Origin of the sequence: Aestuariivirga sp. (assembly GCF_020252395.1) — a bacterium.
Classification (GTDB): Bacteria; Pseudomonadota; Alphaproteobacteria; order Rhizobiales; family Aestuariivirgaceae; genus Aestuariivirga.
In genome coordinates this window covers 18,593-38,637 of record NZ_JADCDB010000021.1, presented here as the reverse complement: position 1 = coordinate 38,637, position 20,045 = coordinate 18,593, and the positions used below count along the sequence as shown (strand labels likewise).

Sequence of the window (20,045 nt, the reverse complement as noted above, 5' to 3'; positions counted from 1 at the left end):
CGATAGGCGAGGGTTATGAGGCCCCGCGCTCGTGGGGTGGGTGCTCCCGAGGTCTAGCCCTTGAGGCCGCGGGCGGCGGCGAAGAGGGCGGCGACCAGCGGCGAGAGCGGCTCGCGCGGCAGGCCGGCGAGGCCGACCTTGTGCGCCACCCTGGGGTCGGTGAGCGGGATCGCCCGCACGCCATCGAGCTTGCCCAGCACGTGAATGAAATAATCCGGCATGATGGAAGAGAGGCCCATGGACTTCACCGAGGCCAGGAGATTCATGATCGAATTGGTCTCGAGCCGGGGCGAGGGGTGGACATTGGCCACCGCGAAGGCGCGGTCGATGATGCGGCGGTTCTGCATGTTGGGGGTGAGGAGGCAGAGCGGCTCCTGCGCGGCCTCCGTCCAGGTGACGGACTCTTTGTCTGTATACGGAGAATTTTCGCCGACGAAGAGCGCGTAATGCTCCTCGTAGAGCGGATGCTGCATCAGGCCCTTGACGGGCTCGTTGTCCAAGTAGGTGATGCCGGCGTCGATGGCGTGCTCGTGGAGGTTCCGCAGGATCTCCTCGGAGGACTGGGAGAGAACGGTGAACTCGACCGAGCGGTGCTCGCGCTCCATGGCGCGGGTGAGGAGCGAGACCTTGGGCAGGGCCGAGGGGATGACGCCGAGCACCAGCCTGCCGGCGAGTTCGCCCTTTTTCGAGCGGATGGCGCCGAGCTCCTGGGTGAGGCTCTGCCAGTTGTCGAGGATCAAATGCGCCCATTTCAGCACGCGCTCGCCCTCGGGGGTGAGCCCGATATAGCGCTGGCCGCGCTCCACGATGGGAACGCCCAGCTCCTGCTCCAGCTGGCGGATGCGGCCCGACAGCGTGGGCTGCGTGACGTGGCAGGCCTGGGCGGCGCGGGTGAAGTGCTTTTCGCGCGCCAATGCCGCGAGATATTGAAGCTGGCGGATATCCATCCCCGAGCAATAGACCGGCATGATGACGGTTCAAGGACAAAAGAAAATTCCTCGTAATTGAAAATAGTCCTTGACAGCGCGCGCTCGTTGGGGTATAAAGGCGCATACTCCACAAATGGGTGAGGACATGAGCGGCGGCGGTGATGAACCGGCGCCCGCTGCCGTTTGGGCGCGGGTGCGGGAGAGATACGAACACGGCATCGAAGCGGTGGCCACCATCGCGCAGGATGCGGGGATTACGCGGCAGGCCCTGGCGGCCCGCGCGCGTTTGGAGGGCTGGAAACTGCGCGGAGCCGCGCGTGGAAAGCCCCAGGGCACGCGGGCCACACTGGCCCGCTTCAAGGCGCTGCTGCAGCAGCGGCTGACGGAATTCGAGGCCCAGATCGGCACGCTCTCGGCGGAGGCGAGCGCCGCCACGAGCGAACGCGACATCCGCGCCATGAACACGCTGGTCAGAACACTGGAGAAAGTCCTTGAACTCGAACGCAAGGAACGCGCCCGGCGCATTGCCAGGCGCAAGCACGGCAAGCGCTTTGATGACGCAGAGCGTGAAGCGCTTGCGGACAAGCTTGAGGGACTTCAGCGGGAAATTCTCGCAGAGCGAGCTCGCCTGGATGCTGAAAAGGCTGAACATCCGGGAGACGGAGGGGATCAACCGCGACTGGCGGATGTGGGGGCGGCTGGGCAAGCAGCTTCCACCTGATGAAGGTGACTGGCGCAGCTGGCTGATCCTCGGCGGGCGCGGCGCGGGCAAGACCCGCGCCGGGGCCGAATGGGTGAAGGCGCAGGCGCTGGGTGATTGGGCGAATGGCGAGGCGCAGGCACGGCGCATCGCCATCGTCGGACCGACCCTCGATCAGGCGCGCAGCGTGATGATCGAGGGGAAGTCCGGGCTGCTCTCTGTCCACATGGAAGCGGAGCGGCCTCTCTATGAGCCGTCGCGGCGGCTGATCACATGGCCCAATGGCACGGTGGCGCAGGTGTTCTCGGCGGACGAGCCGGAATCCTTGCGGGGTCCGCAGTTCGACGCGGCCTGGTGCGACGAACTGGCGAAGTGGCGGCTGGGCGAAGCGGCATGGGACATGCTGGCCTTCGCCTTGCGGCTCGGGGAAAGCCCGCGTGTGGTGATCACCACCACGCCGCGGCCCGTGCCGCTGGTGAAAAGGTTGCTGGGCGACCCCGCCACGGCGGTGACGCATACGGCGACCTTCGACAATGCGACGAACCTGGCGAAGAGCTTCCTCGCCGACGTGACCGGGCGTTACGGCGGAACGAGGCTTGGCCGGCAGGAACTGAACGGAGAGCTGATCGATGACGACCCGGATGCCCTGTTCCGCCGCGCCATCATCGAGGGCGGCCGCGTGAAGGCAGCGCCCGAACTGAAGCGCGTGGTGGTGGCGGTGGACCCGCCGGCCAGCCACGGAAAGAAAGCCAATGCCTGCGGCATTGTCTGCGTGGGGCTGGGCATCGACGGCGTGGCTTACGTGCTGGACGATCATTCGCTGGAGCGCGCGAAGCCCATCCAGTGGGCGGAGCGCGCGGTGGCCTTATATCACGCGCGCAAGGCGAGCCGCGTGGTGGCGGAGGTGAACCAGGGCGGCGCCATGGTCGAGGCGGTGATGCGCGAGGTGGACGGCGGCTTGTCCTTCCGCGCCGTGCACGCGACGCGCGGGAAACATGCCCGCGCCGAACCGGTGGCGGCCTTGTACGAGCAGGGACGGGTGCGGCACGTGGGGGCCTTCCCCGAATTGGAGGACGAGATGTGCAGCGCGCTGGGCGAGGGCATGAAGAGCCCAGACCGGCTCGACGCGCTGGTCTGGGCGGTGAGCGACTTGATGCTGCGCCGGCAGGCGGAGCCGCGGGTGCGGGTGATATGAATAATATCCTCTCCCCGCAAGGGGGAGGGGAACTGTTGCGGATGAGGTGTTTATGTTTGACAGAGTAAAACGTTTCTTCGCCGCTGAAACCAAGCGCTCCGCCACCGGGCCCTTGATCGCGCTGCACCAGGCGGGAAGGCCGCAGTGGACGCCGCGGAACTATGCGGCGCTGGCGCAGGAGGGGTTTGCGTCGAATGCCATCGGCTATCGCAGCGTTCGATTGATCGCGGAAGCGGCGGGGTCGCTGCCGTGGTTGCTCTATGACGGCGACCGCGAAATCGCCGCGCATCCGCTGCTCGGCCTGCTGAAGAAACCCAATCCCGGCCAGCCGGGGCGGGAATTCGGCGAGCAGCTCTATGGCTTCCTGCTGGTGGCGGGCAATGCCTATGTCGAGAAGGTGGAGATCGACGGTGCGGTGCGCGAGCTGCATGCGCTCAGGCCCGACCGGATGAAGGCGGTTGCCTCCGCCAATGGCTGGGCGGAGGCCTATGATTACTCCGTCAACGGACAGTCGGTGCGGCTGCCGCGCGAGAACGTGCTGCAGCTCCGGCTGTTCAATCCGCTGAACGACCATTACGGCATGTCGCCCTTGGAAGCGGCGCAGCGGGCGATCGACACGCACAATGCGGCGAGCGGCTGGAACAAGGCGATGCTGGACAATTCGGCCAGGCCTTCCGGCGCGCTGGTCTATGCGGCGGGGGACGGGCATTTGACGATGGAGCAGTTCGAGCGGCTGAAGACGGAGCTGGAGGAGAGCTACCAGGGCGCGTCCAATGCGGGGCGTCCGATGGTGCTGGAAGGCGGGCTGGACTGGAAAGAGATGGGCTACAGCCCGAAGGACATGGAATACAGCGCCGCCAAGGATGGCGCGGCGCGCGAGATCGCGCTGGCCTTCGGCGTGCCGCCGATGCTGCTGGGGATTCCGGGTGACAATACTTTCGCCAATTTCATGGAGGCGAACCGCAGCTTCTGGCGCCAGACCGTGCTGCCCATGGCGAGCCGCGTGGGCGAAGCGATGACGGGCTTCCTGTGTGCGGGCTCCTTGCGGCTGACGCATGACTTGGACCAGGTGGAGGCGCTCTCTGCCGACCGCGAGGCGCTGTGGGCGCGGGTGGGGAAGGCGGATTTTCTCACCGGGGACGAGAAGCGCGCGGCCGTGGGGTATGGCGCGCGCGGGGAGAACTGAAAAGGATGCCTGGGACAAGCCCGTTCATGATGGGAATCCAGTAACATCATCGCCGGGTTTGTTCCGGCGATCCTTTTTGACGTGATCAAAGGAGACAACGAGAATGCAAACCCGGCGGGAATTGAGCCCGATGGGGCAGCCGCTGTGCGCCTGCTCCGGATCTGGTGTGTTCAGTGGCTATGCGAGCCTGTTCGGGGCGCGCGACCAGTCGGGCGACGTGGTGATGCCGGGGGCCTTCGCGGCCTCGCTGAAGAAGCGGGGTGCGTCCGAGGTGCGCATGCTGTTCCAGCATGACGCGGGCGAGCCCGTGGGAACCTGGATCGACCTGCACGAGACGCCGCGCGGACTGCATGTGACGGGCCGCCTCGACCGCAATGTGCAGCGCGGGCGCGAGCTGTTCTCGCTGCTCGAGTCGAAGGGGCTCGACGGATTGTCGATCGGCTTTCGCACGGTGCGGGCGCGGCGCGACCGGGCATCGGCCTCGCGGCTGCTCACCGAAATCGACCTCTGGGAGATCTCGCTGGTGACCTTCCCGATGCTCGTTGGAGCGCGGGTGACCGGCGTGAAGCGTGTTGCAATGAGAAAGGGTAAGTGAATGGAGACGGGACTTGAGACCAAGGTCGCCTTCGGCGACATGATGCAGGCCTTCGAGGCCTTCAAGGACGCCAACGACGAGCGCCTCGGCCAGATCGAGAGGCGCATGGCGGCGGATGTGGTGACGGCCGAGAAGGTGGACCGCATCAACCGCGCGGTGGACGAGGCGAAGGCGCGAATCGACGAGCTGACGCTGAAGCAGCGGCGGCCGCAGCTTTCGGGCGAGACCGCGGAAGCACAGCCTGTGGCGCGCGAGCACAAGCAGGCCTTCGACACCTATGTGCGCAAGGGCGAGAGCCAAGGACTTTCAGCACTGGAGGCCAAGGCCATGTCGGTCGGCTCCGGTCCCGATGGCGGCTTCCTCGTGCCGCCGGACGTCGAAGCCGAGATCGGGCGGAGGCTCTATGCGATTTCGCCCATTCGCTCCATCAGTTCGATCCGCCAGATCTCCGCCGCGCTTTACAAGAAGCCGTTCTCGACCAACGGCCTTGCCAATGGCTGGGTGGGCGAGACGCAGGCGCGGCCCGAGACGGGCTCGATCACGCTGGCCGAACTGCAGTTCCCGGCGATGGAGCTTTATGCGATGCCGTCGGCCACGCAGACGTTGCTGGATGACTCGGTCGTCAACATCGACCAGTGGCTGGCGGAAGAAGTGCAGCTGGTCTTCGCCGAGCAGGAGGGCATTGCCTTCGTCAATGGCGATGGCGTGAACAAGCCCAAGGGCTTCCTCGGCTATACCAAGGTGGCGGACGCCAGCTGGACCTGGGGCAATGTCGGCTATCTCGCCACCGGTGTGGCGGGCGGCTTCCCGGCCACCAACCCGTCCGACCGGCTGATCGACCTGATCTATGCGCTGAAGATCGGCTATCGCCAGAATGCGAGCTGGGTGATGAACCGCCGCACCCAGAGCCAGATCCGCAAGTTCCGTGACGCGAACGGCAATTACCTGTGGGAGCCCGCGGCGCGGCCCGACGGCAAGGCGACGCTGATGAACTTCCCCATCACCGAATGCGAACCGATGCCGGATGTGGCGGCCGACTCCTTCGCGCTGGGCTTCGGCGATTTCGCCTCCGGCTACCTGATCGTCGACCGCGTGGGTGTGCGGGTCCTGCGCGATCCTTACTCCGCCAAGCCCTACGTGCTGTTCTACACGACGAAGCGCGTGGGTGGCGGCATCCAGAACTTCGAGGCGATCAAGCTGATGAAGTTCGGTCTGACGTGATGGGCCAGGTCCTTGTGCAGCCTCCGGCGGGCGAGCCTGTCTCGCTCGCCGAGGCCAAGGTGCAGCTTCGCGTGGTCAACAGTGATGACGACCAGCTGATCGCTTCTCTCATCACAGCCGCGCGGCGCGTGGTGGAGGCCCGCACGGGCCTCTGCCTCATCGCGCAGGACTGGCTGTGCTTCCGCGATCAATGGCCCGAAGACGGCGTGATCGAACTTCCCGTCGCCCCCTTGCGGGCGGTGGAGGAGATTGGCGTCTTCGGCGAGGACGACACGAAGGCGGTGATCGACCCGGCGCATTACATCGTCGATCCCGCATCGCGGCCGCCGCGCGTGCTGCTGCGCAGCTCACGTGTGTGGCCGCGGCCGGGGCGCGGCGTGAATGGCATTGGCATCCGCGCCGAGGCGGGCTTCGGCACGTCCCCCCAGGATGTGCCGCAACCGCTGCGCCAGGCAATCCTGCTGCTCGTTGCGCATTTCTTCGCGCAGCGCGGCGAGGAGGCGGGAAGCGGCATGCCGGTGAGCCTCGGCGCGTTGCTCGAGCCCTATCGCATGGTGCGGCTGTGAGCGCGGGGATGGCCCTGCAGGAGGCGATGCGCGCCAGGCTCATCGCGGACGATGCGGTGAAGGCGGCGCTCGGCGGCGCCTATGTCTATGACGAGGCGCCACGCGGGGCGCCGCCTTCCTATGTCGAGTTCACCGGCCTCGACACGCGGGACTGGAGCACCTTCGGCGAGGGCGGTTTCGAGCATTTCGTGTCGCTCGTGGTGCGCTCCAACAGCCGCGGGCGGGCCCAGGCGCAGGCGATCTCGGCGGCCGTCGAGGCGGCCCTCGACGGCGCACCGCTTACGCTGGCCGGCCACCGGCTGGTGAATTTGCGGCTGATGTTCTGGAGCGTGGTGAAGACCGGCCAGAATTACGGCGCATCGCTGCGCTTCCGCGCGGCGACGGAACCACTTTAGGAGAAAGACATGGGTGCTCAGAAAGGGCGTGACCTGCTGCTGAAGCTCGATGCGGCGGGAACGGGAAGCTTTGCCGCGGTGGCGGGCTTGCGCAGCAATCAGATCAGCTTCAATGCCGGGACGGTGGATGCGACGAACCAGGACTCGCCCAACCAGTGGCGGGAGCTGCTTAGCGGCGCGGGGATCAAGTCGGCGGCGATCCGGGGCTCTGGCATCTTCAAGGATGCGGCGTCGGATGCGGCGATCCGGTCGCTGTTCTTCGCGGGGAGCATTCGGAACTGGCAGGTGGTGGTGCCGGATTTCGGCACGCTGACCGGGCCGTTCCAGATCGCCAGCCTGGAATTCGCCGGCCGGCATGACGGCGAGGTGAGCTTCGACCTCGCGCTCGAATCCGCCGGCGAAATCAGTTTCGCGGGGGTGTGACATGGCCAATGCACACCGGGGCGAGATCGAGGCCGAACTATCCGGCCGCAAATATGTGCTGTGCCTGACGCTGGGCGCCTTGGCCGAACTCGAACATGCCTATGGCGGCGAGGACCTGATCGCCATCGCGCAGCGCTTCGAGGCCGGCAAGATCGGCGCCAGCGACGCGATCCGCGTGATCGGCGCGGGACTGCGCGGGGCCGGAAACGTGGTGAGCGACGAACAGGTCGCGGACATGCGGGCCGAGGGCGGGGCGCAGGGCTTCCTGTCGATCGTCGTCAGGCTCCTGCGCGCGACCTTCGCGGGTGAGACGTGAAGTTCCCCTGGGGGCCGATGATGGCCATGGGGCTCGGCACGCTGCGCCTGAGCCCGCGCGACTTCTGGGCGGCGACCCCGCGCGAAATCGCGGCGGCCTTCGGCAGGACACCGCGCGCCACGCTGCCGCGTGATGTGCTCGACCAACTCCTCGAACAATTTCCGGATGAGACATGACCAGTGACAAGCTCGACCAGATGAGCGGCCAGGCCGAAGTGCTGAAGGGCCAGCTCACCGATCTCGACCATCTGGCGGAAAGCGTGGGCAGCCGCATGGTGACGGCCTTCGCCAGCGCCGCCGTGCAGGGGAAAAACCTGTCCGACGTGCTGAAGGGCCTCGCGCTGTCGCTCGCCCGCATGGCGCTGTCGGCGGCGCTGAAGCCCCTGGGCTCGCTGCTCGGCGGGCTGACGGGCGGATTGATGAAGAATGCCGGCGGCAATGCTTTCTCCGGCGGGCGCGTCATTCCCTTCGCCGATGGCGGCATTGTCAATTCGCCAACCCTCTTCGCGATGCGCGGGGCTGCGGGGCTGATGGGCGAGGCGGGGCCGGAGGCGATCATGCCGCTGGCGCGCGGGGCGGACGGCAAGCTGGGCGTGCGCGGCGGCGGCGCGAACGTGACGGTGAACATCTCCACGCCCGATGCGCAGAGCTTCCACGGCTCGCAATCCCAGGTCTCGGCGATGATCGCGCGGGCCGTGGCGCGCGGACAGAGGAACCTGTGACATGAGCTTCGATGACGTCCGCTTTCCGACTTCCATCTCGCGCGGCAGTTCAGGGGGGCCTGAGCGCCGCACCGAAATCGTGGTGACGGGCTCGGGCGCTGAAGAGCGCAACAGCCGCTGGGCCCAATCGCGCCGGCGCTACAATGCGGGCTTTGGCGTAAAGTCACTGGACGACATTCACCTGGTGGTCGCCTTTTTCGAGGAGCGGCGCGGCAGGCTGCACGGCTTCCGCTGGAAGGACCATCTCGACTTCAAATCCGGCGCGCCCGCCGCGGCGGTGACGCCGCTCGACCAGGCGATCGGCACGGGCGATGGCGCCACAAGGAGTTTCCAGCTGGTGAAGCGCTATGGCTCGGGCCTGCGCGATTATCTCCGCACCATCACCAAGCCGGTGGGGGGAAGCGTTCGCATCGCCGTCGGGGGGCAAGCGGTGACAGGCTTCACGCTCGATGCGCTGACCGGGCTGGTGACGCTTGCCACAGCACCCGCTGCCGGGGCCCCTGTGACGGCGGGCTTCTGCTTCGACGTGCCGGTGCGCTTCGACACGGACGAGCTGCGGATCAACCTTGCGCAATTCGCGGGCGGCGACATTCCTGACATTCCCATCGTGGAGATCCGCGCATGAGGCAGATTCCCAATGGCATGGCTGAACATCTGGCCAGCGGCGCCACCACGCTCTGCCATTGCTGGCGGGTGGCGCTGAAGAGCGGCGAGGTGCTGGGCTTCACCGACCATGACCGCGATCTCGTCATCGACGGCACGGCCTATGAGGCGGAGGCGGGTTTCGCGGCCAGCGAGATCGAATCCTCGCTGGGCTTGTCGGTGGACAATCTCGAGGCCGCGGGCGCTCTCTCCTCCGCGCGCTTGAGCGAGGCGCGGCTGAAGGCCGGGGACTTCGACAATGCCGCGGTGGAGCTGTGGCGCGTCAACTGGCAGGACGTGAGCCAGCGCGTGCTGCTGAAGAAGGGCCATGTGGGCGAGGTGACGCGCGGGCGCGGCTTTTTCAGCGCCGAGCTGCGCGGGCTTACACATGTGCTGAACGAGCCGCGCGGGCGGCTGTACCAGTATGGCTGCGACGCGGTGCTGGGCGATGCGCGCTGCGGAGTGGACCTCGGCAACCCCGATTTCGCCGCCGCGGTTCAGCTCAATGCCTGCCGCGAGCGGCGGGTTCTCGAGGTGAGCGGGGCGGCGGGCTTCGCGGCGGGCTTCTTCGCCCATGGCACGCTCGCCTTCGCCACCGGGGCCAATGCCGGGCGTGGCGGCGTCATCAAATTCCACCGCGTGGCCGGCGCGCTGGCGAGCATCGAGCTGTGGCAGCCGCTGCTGTTCGACGCCGCGGCGGGCGACCGGCTCGTTCTGCGGGCGGGCTGCGACAAGCAGTTTTCCACCTGCCGCGCGAAGTTCAACAACGCGGCCAATTTCCGCGGCTTCCCGCATATGCCGGGCGACGATTTCGTTCTGGGTTACGCGGTGAGGCAGAAAAAGACGAAAGGAAAAGGCTGATGGCGGCTGAGGACAGGATCGTGGCCGCGGCGCGCGGCTGGATCGGCACGCCCTACCTGCACCAGGCGAGCCTGAAGGGCGTGGGAACGGATTGCCTGGGCCTCGTGCGCGGCGTGTGGCGGGAGGTGGTGGGCGAGGAGCCGGAAACGCCGCCTCCCTACCAGCCTGGCTGGGCCGAGATGGGCGGCGGCGAAGCGATGGCGGAGGCGGCGCGGCGGCACCTGACAGAAATACCGTGTACAGACTATCGCTCCGGCGACGTGCTGCTGTTCCGCTGGCGGCCGCGGCTGCCGGCCAAGCATTGCGGCATTGCGGCGCCGGGCGGCGCCATGGTGCATGCGCAGGAGGGCGCTGCCGTGGCGGAGGTGGCGCTGTCGGCCTGGTGGCTGCGCCGCCTGGCCTTCGCCTTCCGCTTTCCGGGAGGCGCGTGATGGCGACGGTGGTTCTGCAGGCGGTGGGAACGGGCCTCGGCACGTTGCTGGGGGGACCCGTGGGCGGCATGATCGGCCGCGCGCTGGGCGCGGTGGCCGGGAGCTTCATCGACGAAAAGCTGTTCGGCGGCGCGCGCACCGCCAAGGGGCCGCGGCTCACGGACCTGCGCGTCATGGCCTCCACCGAGGGCGCGCCCATCGCGCGGCTGTGGGGGCGCATGCGGGTGGCGGGGCAGGTGATCTGGGCCACCGACTTCATCGAGAAGACGAAAACCGAGGGCGGCAAGGGCGGTGGCGGCGGCAGCGGCGGCAAAGTGAAGACCTACAGCTATTCCGCCAGTTTCGCGGTTGCCCTGTGCGAGGGCGAGATCGACCGCATCGGCCGCGTCTGGGCGGATGGCCGGCCCTTCGACCTGCGTGGCGTGACGGCGCGCATCTACACCGGCAGCGAAACCCAGGAGGCCGACAGCCTGATCGCCGCCATCGAGGGCCAGGGCAAGGCGCCGGCCTATCGCGGGCTTGCCTATGTGGTGTTCGAGCAGCTGCCGCTCGCCGGCTTCGGCAACCGCCTGCCGCAACTCTCCTTCGAGGTGATGAAAGGGGTGGGCGGCATGGAAAGCCATGTGAAGGCGGTGAACATCATCCCCGGCTCCACCGAGTTCGGCTATGACACGGAGATCGTGACGCGCCAGGCGGAAGAGGGCGTGACGGCGGCGGAAAACGCCCATGCCTCCGCCGTGGACAGCGATTTCAGCGTGTCGCTGGACCAGCTGAAGGCGACCTGCCGCAAGGCCGCCGCCGCCTCGCTGGTGGTGGCGTGGTTCGGCAACGACCTGCGCTGCGGGAATTGCCGCGTCCAGCCCGGGGTGGAGACTGCCGGCAAGCAGACCTCCCCTTCCGCCTGGAGCGTCAGCGGCGTGGCACGTGGCGCGGCCTATGTGGTGAGCCGCCGCGACGGCGAACCCGCCTTCGGCGGCACGCCTTCCGATGCCTCGGTGCTCCGCGCCATCGCGGAGCTGAAGGCGCGGCGGCTGAAGGTGATGTTCCATCCCTTCGTGCTGATGGACATCGCACCCGGCAATGCGCTGCCCGACCCTTATGGCGGGGCCGAACAGGCGGCCTACCCGTGGCGCGGGCGCATCACCGGCGCGGCGGCGCCGGGGCGCGCCGGATCGCCCGACAAGACCCCAGCCGCGGCGGCCGAGATCGCCGCCTTTGTGGGCCAGGCGCAACCGCAGCACTTCACCGCGGCGGGCGCCAGCGTGACCTATTCCGGGCCGCCCGAGTGGAGCTTCCGCCGCATGATCCTGCATTATGCGAAGCTCTGCGCGCTGGCGGGCGGCGTCGACGCGTTTCTGATCGGCAGCGAACTCACGGGACTGACCACTCTGCGGCGGGAGGCCAACGGCTTTCCCTTCGTTGCCGCGCTGATGCAGCTGGCGCAGGAGGTGAAGGCCATCCTGCCCTTGGCCCAGGTGTCCTACGGCGCGGACTGGAGCGAATGGTCCGGCCACCAGCCGGCGGATGGCACGGGCGACGTGTTCTTCCACCTCGATCCCTTCTGGTCGCTGCCGCAGGTGGGATTCATCGGCCTCGACAATTACCTGCCGCTCGCCGACTGGCGCGACGGCGAGAGCCACCGCGACCGCCTGGCAGGGTGGACTTCGGTCTATGACACCCGCTACCTCATGGCCAATATCGCGGGCGGCGAGTATTTCGACTGGTATTATGCCAGCGCCGCCGACCGCGCGCTGCAGCTGCGCACGCCGATCGGCGACGGCGCTTATGCCAAGCCCTGGGTGTTCCGCCGCAAGGACCTGAAGGGCTGGTGGACGAACCGCCATTACAATCGCCCTGGCGGCGTCGAGAGCGCCACGCCCACCGGCTGGACGCCGCAGTCGAAGCCCATCTGGTTCACCGAGGCGGGCTGCGCCGCGGTGGACAAGGGATCGAACGAACCCAATGCCTTCATCGACGCCAAGTCGGCCGAGTCGCGCCTGCCGCCCTTCTCGAGCGGCGCGCGCGACGACCTGATGCAGGCCCGTCATGTGACGGCGCTCGACGAATACTGGTCCGACCCAGCGAACAACCCCGCCTCCGCGGTGGATGGCCAGCGCATGGTGAACGCCGCGCGCATCTTCCTGTGGGCCTGGGATGCGCGGCCCTTTCCGCAGTTTCCGGCGCGCGACGACCTGTGGGCCGATGCGCTGAACTATGAGCGCGGCCACTGGCTGAACGGGCGCGCCGGCATCGTGCCGCTGGGCGGCCTCGTCGCCGAGGTGATGCGGAGCTATGGGCTCGACGATGTGGACGTCTCGGCTGTCGAGGGCATGGTCGCGGGCTTCGCGATCGACCGCGTGATGCCGGGCCGCGACGCGCTGGAAGGGCTGATGCGGGCCATGGGCCTCGATGCGGTGGAAAGCGGCGGGGGGCTGCGCGTCTTCATGCGGAAATCCGCCGCGGTGACGGCGCTGACGCCCGGCGGGCTGGCGGAGGCGAATGCGGAGGCGCCGCTCTACCGCATCACCAGGGCGCAGGAAACGGATCTGCCGGCGGCGGTCAAGCTCTCTTATCTGGAGGCGGGCCTCGACTATCGCCTCGCCGTGGCGGAGGCCAAGCAGACCGGGGGCGCGGCGCGGCGCGACGGCCTCATCGAACTGCCCGCCGCGGTGACCCAGGCCGAGGCGCAGAAGCGGGCCCAAGTGTTGCTGCAGGAGGCCTGGGCGGGCCGCGAGACGGTGGAGCTGGCCCTGCCGCCATCGCAGCTCGCGCTGGAGCCGGGCGATGTCCTTGCGCTCAGCCTCGATGACGGGAGTTACCTGCTGCGCATCGAGGAGATGGCCGAGGGCAATCTGCGGAAGATCCGTGGACGGAGCTTCGACCGCGCCGTGCAGGAACCCGCCGATGCGCCGGGCCGCGGCCAGTCCGCCGAGACGGCGGTGATTTACGGGCCGCCCGCCGTCCAGGCGATGGACCTTGCCCTCGCGGACGACAGCGTCCAGGCGCACGCGCCGTGGATCGCGGCGGCGGCCACGCCGTGGCCGGGCGAACTGTCGCTCTACCGCCGGACGGGCAAGGCCAGCCTCAGCTTCAACCGCGCGATCGGCGCCGCCGCTAGCATGGGCGTGCTGCTGACACCGCTTGCCGCCGGGCCCCTGGGCTGCCTCGACCGCGGGCCGGGGGCCACCGTGCGGCTGAGCTCGGGCGCGGTGTTCCCGGCGGGCCTCGACGAGCTTCTGCAGGGCGCCAATCTGGCGGCCGTCGGTTCGATGGCCACGGGCTGGGAGATCGTCCAATTTGCCGGCGCCGAGTTGGTTGGCGTGCAGAGCTGGCGGTTGTCGCTGCTGCTGCGCGGGCAGTTCGGTTCCGAACCCGAGATGCGGGCGCTGCGCCCAGCGGGCGAGCGCTTCGTGCTGCTCGATCAGGCGGTGGTGCAGCCGGTCCTCAGTCTCGCACAGGCGGGGCTGGAACAGAGCTGGCAGGTGGGCCCGTCCGAGGGCGACTTTGCGCAGGCGCAGGCCAGCGTCACGCTGCGCAGCGCGTTGCTCGGCCTGCGGCCGCTCGCCCCGGTGCGGTTGAAGGCGGCGCGGCAGGGCGCCGATGTGCGGGTGAGCTGGATCCGGCGCAGCCGCATCGGCGGCGATAGCTGGGAGGCCAGCGAAATACCGCTCGCCGAGGAGCGCGAGGCCTATCGCATCGACGTGCTCGCGGGGGCCGCGGTGCGGCGCAGCGTGGCGGTGGGAGAGAGCCAATGGCTCTATCGCGCCGCCGACATCGCCGCGGACTTTGGACCCGGGACCAACAGTTTCACGCTGCGCGTGGCGCAGCTTTCATCGTCATTCGGCGCCGGCGCCGCCGTGCAGGAGACCCTCTATGTCTGATACGCCATTGCTTTCCCTCCCGCTGCTTGCCGCCGCGCAGGCGCAAAAGCACGTAACCCACAACGAGGCGCTGCTGCGGCTCGATGCGCTGATCCATCTCTCCGTCATCTCGCGCAGCCTGGCCGCGCCCCCTGTCGCGCCGGCGGATGGCGACCGCTATCTTGTCGCCGCATCGCCGTCGGGCGCATGGGCCGGGCAGCAGGGGCTGGTCGCACTGGCGCAGAGCGGCGGCTGGGTGTTCCTCAACCCGCGCAAGGGCTGGCGGCTGTGGGTCGAGGCGGAGGGCAAGCTGCTCGCCTTCGACGGTGCGACCTGGCGCGAGCCCTTCACCATCACCGAGCTCGCCAATGTGACGCGTGTCGGCGTCAATGCGGCCGCCGATGACGTGAACCGGCTCGTGGTGTCCTCGCCCGCGACACTCTTCAACCATGCCGGCAATGACCATCGCCTCAAGCTCAACAAGAATGCGGCGGGCGACACGGCCTCGCTGCTCTACCAGTCGAACTGGTCGGGCCGTGCCGAGATGGGGCTGACGGGCTCCGAGGATTTCCGCATCAATGTGAGCGGCGATGGCGCGGTGTGGCGAACCGCACTGGCGATCGACCGGGCGAGTGGCGCGGTGAGCCTGCCCAACACGCCGCAGACCCAGGCGCCGCCCGCCGTGCTCTATGCCCAGTCGCTCGCCAACCAGGGCCCGGGCTTCGCGGCGGACACTTATCTCGCCGGCTCCGCCATCGCCATACCGCCCGGCCGGCTGAAGCCGGGCACGCGCTATGCGCTAACCTTCGATGCGAGCAAGACGGCGGCGGGCCTGGTCACGCCGGTCATCACACTGCGTTTCGGTTCGGGCGCCGCCGTCACCGACCTTGCGTTGGCTGCCATGAGCTTTCCGGCGCAGACCGCCGCCGCGGATGACGGACGTTTCACCATCGAAGCCACCGTTCGCGCGACCGGAGCGGCCGCGGCAATACAGGTTGTCTCGTCGCTCGCCCACACGGGCGCGTCCGGCGGACTCTCCAACGTTCCGGGTCCGGTGCGGCGCGCGGGCCCGGTCAGTTTCGACAGCGGGATTGCGAACGCAACCATCGGCGTGTCGGTGAATGCCGGAACGGGCGCTGCCTGGACCGTTGCCCTCGTCCAGGCCCGGCTGGACAACCTCGCATGACCACCATCGAACGTGACGTGGGCGCGCTGGAGGCGCGCATGCAGACCGTGGAGCAGGAAATCCACGCCATGCGCCAGGACGTGCGCGAGATCCGCGACGCGCTGGTCACGGCGCGCGGCGGCTGGAAGACGCTGACCCTGGTGATCGGCTTCTCGGTCACCTTCGGGGCGCTGCTGTCACGCGTGGTGCATGCGCTGCTGATCAACAATATCTAGAACAGGAGACGGCAATGCAGGTGACGGAAGAGGGGTTGGCGCTGATCAAGCGCTTCGAGGGGTTCAGGGCCGCTGCCTATCGCTGCCCGGCGGGGGTGTGGACCATCGGCTATGGCCACACATCGCAAGCCGGGCCGCCGGCGGTGCGGGCCGGCATGCAGCTGGGCGAAGAGGAGGCGAACCGCATCCTCAAGGACGACGTGCAGCGCTTCGCCGGCGAGGTGGGCGCGCTGCTGGCGCGCGAGGTGAGTGCCGCACAGTTCTCCGCCCTCGTGAGCTTCGCCTATAATGTGGGCATCCCGGCATTTCGCAAGTCCTCGGTTCTGAAGGCGGTGAATGCCGGGCGCTTGCATGATGTGCCCGCCAGGCTGCGGCTGTGGGTGAAGGCTGGCGGCCGCGTGCTGCCCGGCCTCGAGCGGCGGCGCGCGGCGGAGGCCGAACTCTTCTTGTCCGAAACGCCGCCGCAGGCGGGGCGTGGCGCGACGGGCGCGCCGAAGAGTGTGGAGGCCGGGCGGCGCCTGCGCCATGCGGGCGCGGTGGTGGGCGGCACGGCGGTGGCGGTGAGTGCGGCGCATGCGCTTCCCGCGTGGGTGAGTGTGGTGGTGCTCGTGGTGGCCGTGCTGGCGGCGGGGGCCTATGCCTCCTGGCGCTGGCGCAGGCCGGCGGCCGGGACGGTGGCGTAATGGTCCCGGCCGCCGTTGCCGCGCAGCTGGCGCTGGGCCTCGTGCAGGGGCCGCTCGCCAAGATCCTCGATGCCTATGTGGCGGACGCCGAGCTGAAGCGGAAGCTTGCCGCCGAAATCGAGCGCCAGACGCTCGGCTATTTCCAGCGCACGGCGGAACTGGGCGCCGGCGTGGTGATGGCCGAGACCAACTCCGCGCATTGGCTGAGCCGCAGCTGGCGGCCGCTCTTGATGCTGCTTCTGATGGGCTTCCTGCTGCTGATGGGCTTCGTGCTGCCGCTGGCGGACCTGATCGCCGGGCACCGCGTTGCCTTCGAGCCGCGCTGGCAGTCGCTTCCCGAGGGCTTCTGGCAGTTTCTCACCGTCGGCGCCGGCGGCTATATCGGCGGCCGGACGCTGGAGAAGATAGCCGGCGCCGCGAGCCCTGCGAGCACCCCGCGCCGGGCGGGATTTCCATTCATGCGCAGTTCAGATACGAAGGGATAGGACACTCGACATGATCGCGAACCGCACCAGAACTGCCGCAGCCGCGCTGCTGGCCGCCGCCCTCTGGGCGGCGCCGGCGCTGGCCCAGCAGGTGGCGCCGTCGGACGCCGTGAAGCTGGCGCTGCAGGCGGCGCCGGGGGCCGAGGCTTTGGGTGTGAAGCTCGATGGCGATCACTATGTCGTGCGGCTGAAGCAGGACGGCGCGGTGATCCAGGTGCTGGTTGACGCTACGACCGGCGCGGTGTCTCAGTAGCGGGGAAACGCATGCGCCTTCTCGTCGTCGAGGATGATCCCGACCTGCGCCGCCAGCTCGTCTCGGCGCTGGAGGATGCGGGCTATGCGGTCGATGCCGCAAAGGATGGCGAGGAGGGGCATTTCCTCGGCGACACCGAACCCTATGACGCGGTGGTGCTCGATCTCGGCCTTCCGATCATCGACGGGGTGAGCGTTCTCGAAAAATGGCGGCGCGCCGGGCGCAAGATGCCGGTGCTGATCCTGACCGCGCGCGACCGCTGGTCCGACAAGGTGGCGGGCTTCGATGCCGGCGCCGATGACTATGTCGCCAAGCCCTTCCACATGGAAGAAGTGCTGGCGCGCATCCGCGCGCTGGTGCGCCGCGCGGCGGGGCATGCCACGAGCGAGCTTTCGGTGGGGCCTGTGGTGCTCGATACGAAGAGCTCGCGCGTGAGTGTTGACGGCATGCCGGTGAAGCTCACCTCGCTGGAGTTCCGGCTGCTCTCCTACCTGATGCACCATAAGGGCAAGGTGGTGTCGCGCACGGAGCTCGTCGAGCATCTCTATGACCAGGACTTCGACCGCGACTCCAACACGGTGGAGGTTTTCGTCGGGCGGCTTCGCAAGAAGCTGGGCGCCGACGTTCTGCATACCGTCCGCGGCATGGGCTATACGGTCAACGAGCCGGACGATGCGCCCTAGCTCGCTGTCGGGCCGGCTCATCCTGTCATCATTGCTGGTGAGTCTCGTGCTGCTTGCCGCCACGGGCCTCCTGCTGGCAAGCCTGTTCACCGCAGCACTCGAACGCAATTTCGACCAGCGGTTGCACGCCGTGCTCGACGGGCTTCTGGCCAACATCGATGTGACGCCGGAGGGGGCGCCGCGGCTCTCCAGCGCCATCGCCGACCCGCGCTTCGGCCTGCCGCTGTCAGGCTGGTACTGGCAGGTGACGCCGTTGGACGCGCCGCCGGGCGCGAAGGATCTGGCCTCGAATTCCCTGCTCGAACGGCGTTTGCCCGTGCCGCCGGATCTCGCCGGCAGGAACGGCGCGCGGGCCTTCTATCTCACGGACGCGCGGGGCGTCACCTTGCGGGCCATCGGGCAGGCGTTCACGCTGCCGGGCGGCACGGGGGCATTTTCAGTGCTGGTGGCGGGGAGCTACGACGAGCTGGCGGCCGAGGCGCGCAGCTTCAACCAAGCGCTGGTGACGAGCCTCGTGCTGCTGGCGCTGGGGCTGGCGCTCGCCGTCTTCGTGCAGGTGCGCTTCGGGCTGCGTCCGCTGCGCGCCCTGCAGGCCAACCTGCTGGCAATCCGCCACGGCGGGGCGAGCGAGCTGAAAGGCGAATATCCCGCCGAGATCCGGCCCGTTGCCGAGGAGCTCAACCTTCTCATCCAGTCCAATGCCGAGATCGTGGAGCGGGCGCGCACGCAGGTCGGCAACCTGGCCCATGCGCTGAAGACGCCGCTCAGCGTGCTGACGAATGAGGCCTCGGGGCAGGGCACAACGCTTGCCGCCAAGGTGACGGAGCAGGCGGGCCTGATGCGCGACCAGGTGAATCTCTATCTCGACCGCGCCCGGCGCGCCGCCCGCGCCCGGGGGCTGGGCGCGGTGACGGAGGTGAAGCCGGTGCTGGACGCGCTGGCCCGCACGTTGGAACGCATCAACCGTGACAAGGGTGTGAGCGTCACCGTCGACTGTCCCGATGGCCTCAGGTTCCGCGGCGAGCGGCAGGACCTCGAGGAAATGGTGGGCAATCTCATGGACAATGCCTGTAAGTGGGCGGCGAAGCGGGTTGTGGTATCGGCGCGGCCGCAGGGCGCCGCATCCGGCCGTGGCCGGCTGTCCATCACAGTCGAGGATGACGGGCCGGGCCTGCCGCCCGGCCAACGCGCCGCGGCGCTGCAACGCGGCCAGCGGCTGGACGAGACCAAGCCGGGCTCCGGCCTTGGCCTCGCGATCGTGCGTGAGACGGCGGGCATGTATGGCGGCGGCGTGCAGTTGGAGGACGCGGCACTTGGCGGGCTGCGGGCCGTGGTGATGCTGCCCTCAGCATTCTGACGATCCCTCGATCACCGGGATGCCGCGCTCGCGGTAGGGTGTGCGGCCATAGAAGGCGCGGTAGCACTTGGAGAAGTGCGAGGGCGACGAGAAGCCGCAGGCCAGCGCCACGTTGATCACCGACATGCCGGTCTGCAGCAGCAGCGAGCGCGCCTTCTTGAGGCGGAGTTCGAGGTAATAGCGCTTGGGGCTGCGGTCGAGATAGCGGCGGAACAGGCGTTCGAGCTGGCGGGTGGAGAGGCCCGCCTGCTTGGCGAGAATCGACGGCGAAAGCGGCTCTTCGAGGTTCTGTTCCATCTCCTCGATAATGCCGACGAGCTTGGGGTGCCGCGCGCCGATGCGGGCGGGAAGCGACATGCGCTGGTGTTCGCTGTGGTGGCGGATGGGCGAGTGCAGGATCCCCTCCGCCACGGCGGACGCGAGTTCCGGCCCGTGCTGGCTGGCGATGAGGGTCAGCATCATGTCGAGCGCGGTGGTGCCGCCGGCGGAGGTGAAACGGTCACGGTCGATTTCGAACAGGCCGCCGGTGGCGTCGAGCTCCGGAAAGGCCTCGGTGAAGCCCGGCATGTTCTCCCAGTGAATGGTGCACTTGTAGCCGTCGAGAAGGCCCGCTTCGGCGAGGATATGGGCGCCGGTGCAGACGGCGCCGATGTTCAGCCCCTTGCGCGCCACCTTGCGCAGCCAGGCGACCAGCCGCTTGTCCGTGTGGCGCTGCACGTCGAGGCCGGCGCAGACGAGGATGGTGGCATCCTCCGGGATCGACGGCAGGTCGCCGTCCACCATGGCGAGGATACCGTTGGAGGCGGCGACGGGCTGGCCGTCCAGCGAATGCATGGTCCACTTGTAGAGGGTTTTTTCCGACATGCGGTTGGCGATCCGCAGCGGCTCGATGGCCGAGGTTACCGGCATCATGGTGAATTCCGGCACCACGACGACGGCCATGTGCTGGGGCAATTGCCTGGGCGAATCGCCGAACATGCGGGCGCGAGCTCCTGTTTTGACCGATTTTGCGCAAAGTTCCGGCCTTGTCCACCAGCGTCATGTCGCAGACGGAAAACGACACGGCCCGATGGAGCCGGTCGCATTCATCATGGCGGGGTCGCAAACATCCGGGCGGGGGGCAGGCGGCTGGCGCAATCTCC

23 protein-coding genes and 1 pseudogene are annotated in these 20,045 nt (G+C 68.3%); 22 read left to right on the top strand and 2 right to left on the bottom strand.

Annotated elements, in window-relative coordinates; translation table 11 throughout:
- Positions 1-53 precede the first annotated feature (53 nt).
- Entirely contained in the window at positions 54-968 is a 915-nt protein-coding gene (locus IOC82_RS10795) for a LysR family transcriptional regulator (protein WP_290546197.1), read from the bottom strand.
- A 94-nt stretch (positions 969-1,062) separates the two neighbouring features.
- Between IOC82_RS10795 and IOC82_RS10790 the strand changes: the two genes are divergently transcribed.
- The 22 genes and pseudogenes from IOC82_RS10790 to IOC82_RS10685 all read left to right on the top strand — a co-directional run bounded on the left by IOC82_RS10790 (position 1,063) and on the right by IOC82_RS10685 (position 18,903).
- Complete coding sequence (locus IOC82_RS10790; RefSeq protein ID WP_290546196.1) at positions 1,063-1,650, top strand: hypothetical protein; 588 nt, start codon at positions 1,063-1,065, stop codon at positions 1,648-1,650.
- The gene (locus IOC82_RS10785) at positions 1,562-2,824 is read left to right on the top strand and encodes a terminase family protein (RefSeq protein ID WP_290546195.1); all 1,263 of its coding nucleotides are present in this window, start codon (positions 1,562-1,564) and stop codon (positions 2,822-2,824) included. The genes IOC82_RS10790 and IOC82_RS10785 overlap by 89 nt, the downstream gene beginning before the upstream one ends.
- Positions 2,825-2,876: 52 nt before the next feature.
- On the top strand, positions 2,877-4,010 hold the full coding sequence (locus tag IOC82_RS10780; RefSeq protein WP_290546194.1) for a phage portal protein: 1,134 nt from the start codon (positions 2,877-2,879) through the stop codon (positions 4,008-4,010).
- Positions 4,011-4,113: 103 nt separating this feature from the next.
- Positions 4,114-4,578, top strand: a pseudogene (locus tag IOC82_RS10775) (HK97 family phage prohead protease); the annotation flags it as partial.
- 27 nt (positions 4,579-4,605) lie between these two features.
- Positions 4,606-5,826, top strand: coding sequence for a phage major capsid protein (locus tag IOC82_RS10770; RefSeq protein WP_290546192.1), 1,221 nt, complete (start codon positions 4,606-4,608; stop codon positions 5,824-5,826).
- Positions 5,826-6,392 carry a phage head-tail connector protein gene (locus IOC82_RS10765; RefSeq protein WP_290546191.1) on the top strand — a complete coding sequence of 189 codons (567 nt, stop codon included), beginning with the start codon at positions 5,826-5,828 and terminating at the stop codon, positions 6,390-6,392. Before IOC82_RS10770 ends, IOC82_RS10765 begins: the two co-directional genes overlap by 1 nt.
- A gap of 8 nt (positions 6,393-6,400) precedes the next feature.
- Complete coding sequence (locus IOC82_RS10760) at positions 6,401-6,787, top strand: DUF3168 domain-containing protein (RefSeq protein WP_290546190.1); 387 nt, start codon at positions 6,401-6,403, stop codon at positions 6,785-6,787.
- A gap of 9 nt (positions 6,788-6,796) precedes the next feature.
- On the top strand, positions 6,797-7,210 hold the full coding sequence (locus IOC82_RS10755; protein WP_290546189.1) for a phage major tail protein, TP901-1 family: 414 nt from the start codon (positions 6,797-6,799) through the stop codon (positions 7,208-7,210).
- 1 nt (position 7,211) lies between these two features.
- Entirely contained in the window at positions 7,212-7,526 is a 315-nt protein-coding gene (locus IOC82_RS10750; protein WP_290546188.1) for a gene transfer agent family protein, read from the top strand.
- Complete coding sequence (locus tag IOC82_RS10745) at positions 7,523-7,702, top strand: phage tail assembly chaperone (protein WP_366935672.1); 180 nt, start codon at positions 7,523-7,525, stop codon at positions 7,700-7,702. Before IOC82_RS10750 ends, IOC82_RS10745 begins: the two co-directional genes overlap by 4 nt.
- Positions 7,699-8,247 carry a phage tail tape measure protein gene (locus IOC82_RS10740; RefSeq protein ID WP_290546187.1) on the top strand — a complete coding sequence of 183 codons (549 nt, stop codon included), beginning with the start codon at positions 7,699-7,701 and terminating at the stop codon, positions 8,245-8,247. Before IOC82_RS10745 ends, IOC82_RS10740 begins: the two co-directional genes overlap by 4 nt.
- A 1-nt stretch (position 8,248) precedes the next feature.
- Positions 8,249-8,872: a DUF2460 domain-containing protein gene (locus IOC82_RS10735; RefSeq protein ID WP_290546186.1), complete on the top strand. Its 624-nt coding sequence runs from the start codon at positions 8,249-8,251 to the stop codon at positions 8,870-8,872.
- Positions 8,869-9,750, top strand: coding sequence for a DUF2163 domain-containing protein (locus IOC82_RS10730; RefSeq protein ID WP_290546185.1), 882 nt, complete (start codon positions 8,869-8,871; stop codon positions 9,748-9,750). The genes IOC82_RS10735 and IOC82_RS10730 overlap by 4 nt, the downstream gene beginning before the upstream one ends.
- On the top strand, positions 9,750-10,181 hold the full coding sequence (locus IOC82_RS10725) for an NlpC/P60 family protein (RefSeq protein WP_290546184.1): 432 nt from the start codon (positions 9,750-9,752) through the stop codon (positions 10,179-10,181). The genes IOC82_RS10730 and IOC82_RS10725 overlap by 1 nt, the downstream gene beginning before the upstream one ends.
- The gene (locus IOC82_RS10720; protein ID WP_290546183.1) at positions 10,181-14,062 is read left to right on the top strand and encodes a glycoside hydrolase/phage tail family protein; all 3,882 of its coding nucleotides are present in this window, start codon (positions 10,181-10,183) and stop codon (positions 14,060-14,062) included. Before IOC82_RS10725 ends, IOC82_RS10720 begins: the two co-directional genes overlap by 1 nt.
- A complete protein-coding gene (locus tag IOC82_RS10715; RefSeq protein WP_290546182.1) occupies positions 14,055-15,227 on the top strand; it encodes a DUF2793 domain-containing protein in 1,173 nt (390 codons plus the stop codon). Before IOC82_RS10720 ends, IOC82_RS10715 begins: the two co-directional genes overlap by 8 nt.
- Positions 15,224-15,442, top strand: a complete 219-nt coding sequence (locus tag IOC82_RS10710; protein ID WP_290546181.1) for a hypothetical protein — start codon at positions 15,224-15,226, stop codon at positions 15,440-15,442. The genes IOC82_RS10715 and IOC82_RS10710 overlap by 4 nt, the downstream gene beginning before the upstream one ends.
- Positions 15,443-15,456: 14 nt before the next feature.
- A complete protein-coding gene (locus IOC82_RS10705; RefSeq protein WP_290546180.1) occupies positions 15,457-16,125 on the top strand; it encodes a lysozyme in 669 nt (222 codons plus the stop codon).
- Positions 16,125-16,610 carry a 3TM-type holin gene (locus tag IOC82_RS10700; RefSeq protein WP_290546179.1) on the top strand — a complete coding sequence of 162 codons (486 nt, stop codon included), beginning with the start codon at positions 16,125-16,127 and terminating at the stop codon, positions 16,608-16,610. The genes IOC82_RS10705 and IOC82_RS10700 overlap by 1 nt, the downstream gene beginning before the upstream one ends.
- 10 nt (positions 16,611-16,620) lie before the next feature.
- The gene (locus tag IOC82_RS10695; RefSeq protein ID WP_290546178.1) at positions 16,621-16,863 is read left to right on the top strand and encodes a PepSY domain-containing protein; all 243 of its coding nucleotides are present in this window, start codon (positions 16,621-16,623) and stop codon (positions 16,861-16,863) included.
- An 11-nt stretch (positions 16,864-16,874) separates the two neighbouring features.
- Positions 16,875-17,546 carry a response regulator transcription factor gene (locus tag IOC82_RS10690; RefSeq protein WP_290546177.1) on the top strand — a complete coding sequence of 224 codons (672 nt, stop codon included), beginning with the start codon at positions 16,875-16,877 and terminating at the stop codon, positions 17,544-17,546.
- Positions 17,536-18,903 carry a sensor histidine kinase gene (locus tag IOC82_RS10685; RefSeq protein WP_290546176.1) on the top strand — a complete coding sequence of 456 codons (1,368 nt, stop codon included), beginning with the start codon at positions 17,536-17,538 and terminating at the stop codon, positions 18,901-18,903. The genes IOC82_RS10690 and IOC82_RS10685 overlap by 11 nt, the downstream gene beginning before the upstream one ends.
- On the opposite strand, the gene IOC82_RS10680 is transcribed toward IOC82_RS10685, so the two are convergent.
- Positions 18,892-19,881 (bottom strand): GlxA family transcriptional regulator, encoded by a 990-nt coding sequence (locus IOC82_RS10680; RefSeq protein WP_290546175.1) that lies wholly within the window; start codon positions 19,879-19,881, stop codon positions 18,892-18,894. The two genes, IOC82_RS10685 and IOC82_RS10680, sit on opposite strands and share 12 nt — an antisense overlap.
- Positions 19,882-20,045 lie beyond the last annotated feature (164 nt).

Excerpts from the sequence above, each read along its gene's own strand:
- IOC82_RS10750 (WP_290546188.1), top strand. The coding sequence starts at position 7,212 with ATGGCCAATGCACACCGGGGCGAGATCGAGGCCGAACTATCCGGCCGC.
- IOC82_RS10685 (WP_290546176.1), top strand. The coding sequence starts at position 17,536 with ATGCGCCCTAGCTCGCTGTCGGGCCGGCTCATCCTGTCATCATTGCTG.
- IOC82_RS10695 (WP_290546178.1), top strand. The coding sequence starts at position 16,621 with ATGATCGCGAACCGCACCAGAACTGCCGCAGCCGCGCTGCTGGCCGCC.
- IOC82_RS10680 (WP_290546175.1), bottom strand. The coding sequence starts at position 19,881 with ATGTTCGGCGATTCGCCCAGGCAATTGCCCCAGCACATGGCCGTCGTC.
- IOC82_RS10700 (WP_290546179.1), top strand. The coding sequence starts at position 16,125 with ATGGTCCCGGCCGCCGTTGCCGCGCAGCTGGCGCTGGGCCTCGTGCAG.
- IOC82_RS10725 (WP_290546184.1), top strand. The coding sequence starts at position 9,750 with ATGGCGGCTGAGGACAGGATCGTGGCCGCGGCGCGCGGCTGGATCGGC.
- IOC82_RS10795 (WP_290546197.1), bottom strand. The coding sequence starts at position 968 with ATGCCGGTCTATTGCTCGGGGATGGATATCCGCCAGCTTCAATATCTC.
- IOC82_RS10785 (WP_290546195.1), top strand. The coding sequence starts at position 1,562 with ATGCTGAAAAGGCTGAACATCCGGGAGACGGAGGGGATCAACCGCGAC.
- IOC82_RS10790 (WP_290546196.1), top strand. The coding sequence starts at position 1,063 with ATGGGTGAGGACATGAGCGGCGGCGGTGATGAACCGGCGCCCGCTGCC.
- IOC82_RS10760 (WP_290546190.1), top strand. The coding sequence starts at position 6,401 with ATGGCCCTGCAGGAGGCGATGCGCGCCAGGCTCATCGCGGACGATGCG.
- IOC82_RS10780 (WP_290546194.1), top strand. The coding sequence starts at position 2,877 with ATGTTTGACAGAGTAAAACGTTTCTTCGCCGCTGAAACCAAGCGCTCC.
- IOC82_RS10740 (WP_290546187.1), top strand. The coding sequence starts at position 7,699 with ATGACCAGTGACAAGCTCGACCAGATGAGCGGCCAGGCCGAAGTGCTG.
- IOC82_RS10705 (WP_290546180.1), top strand. The coding sequence starts at position 15,457 with ATGCAGGTGACGGAAGAGGGGTTGGCGCTGATCAAGCGCTTCGAGGGG.
- IOC82_RS10715 (WP_290546182.1), top strand. The coding sequence starts at position 14,055 with ATGTCTGATACGCCATTGCTTTCCCTCCCGCTGCTTGCCGCCGCGCAG.
- IOC82_RS10730 (WP_290546185.1), top strand. The coding sequence starts at position 8,869 with ATGAGGCAGATTCCCAATGGCATGGCTGAACATCTGGCCAGCGGCGCC.
- IOC82_RS10735 (WP_290546186.1), top strand. The coding sequence starts at position 8,249 with ATGAGCTTCGATGACGTCCGCTTTCCGACTTCCATCTCGCGCGGCAGT.
- IOC82_RS10710 (WP_290546181.1), top strand. The coding sequence starts at position 15,224 with ATGACCACCATCGAACGTGACGTGGGCGCGCTGGAGGCGCGCATGCAG.
- IOC82_RS10770 (WP_290546192.1), top strand. The coding sequence starts at position 4,606 with ATGGAGACGGGACTTGAGACCAAGGTCGCCTTCGGCGACATGATGCAG.
- IOC82_RS10755 (WP_290546189.1), top strand. The coding sequence starts at position 6,797 with ATGGGTGCTCAGAAAGGGCGTGACCTGCTGCTGAAGCTCGATGCGGCG.
- IOC82_RS10765 (WP_290546191.1), top strand. The coding sequence starts at position 5,826 with ATGGGCCAGGTCCTTGTGCAGCCTCCGGCGGGCGAGCCTGTCTCGCTC.
- IOC82_RS10690 (WP_290546177.1), top strand. The coding sequence starts at position 16,875 with ATGCGCCTTCTCGTCGTCGAGGATGATCCCGACCTGCGCCGCCAGCTC.
- IOC82_RS10720 (WP_290546183.1), top strand. The coding sequence starts at position 10,181 with ATGGCGACGGTGGTTCTGCAGGCGGTGGGAACGGGCCTCGGCACGTTG.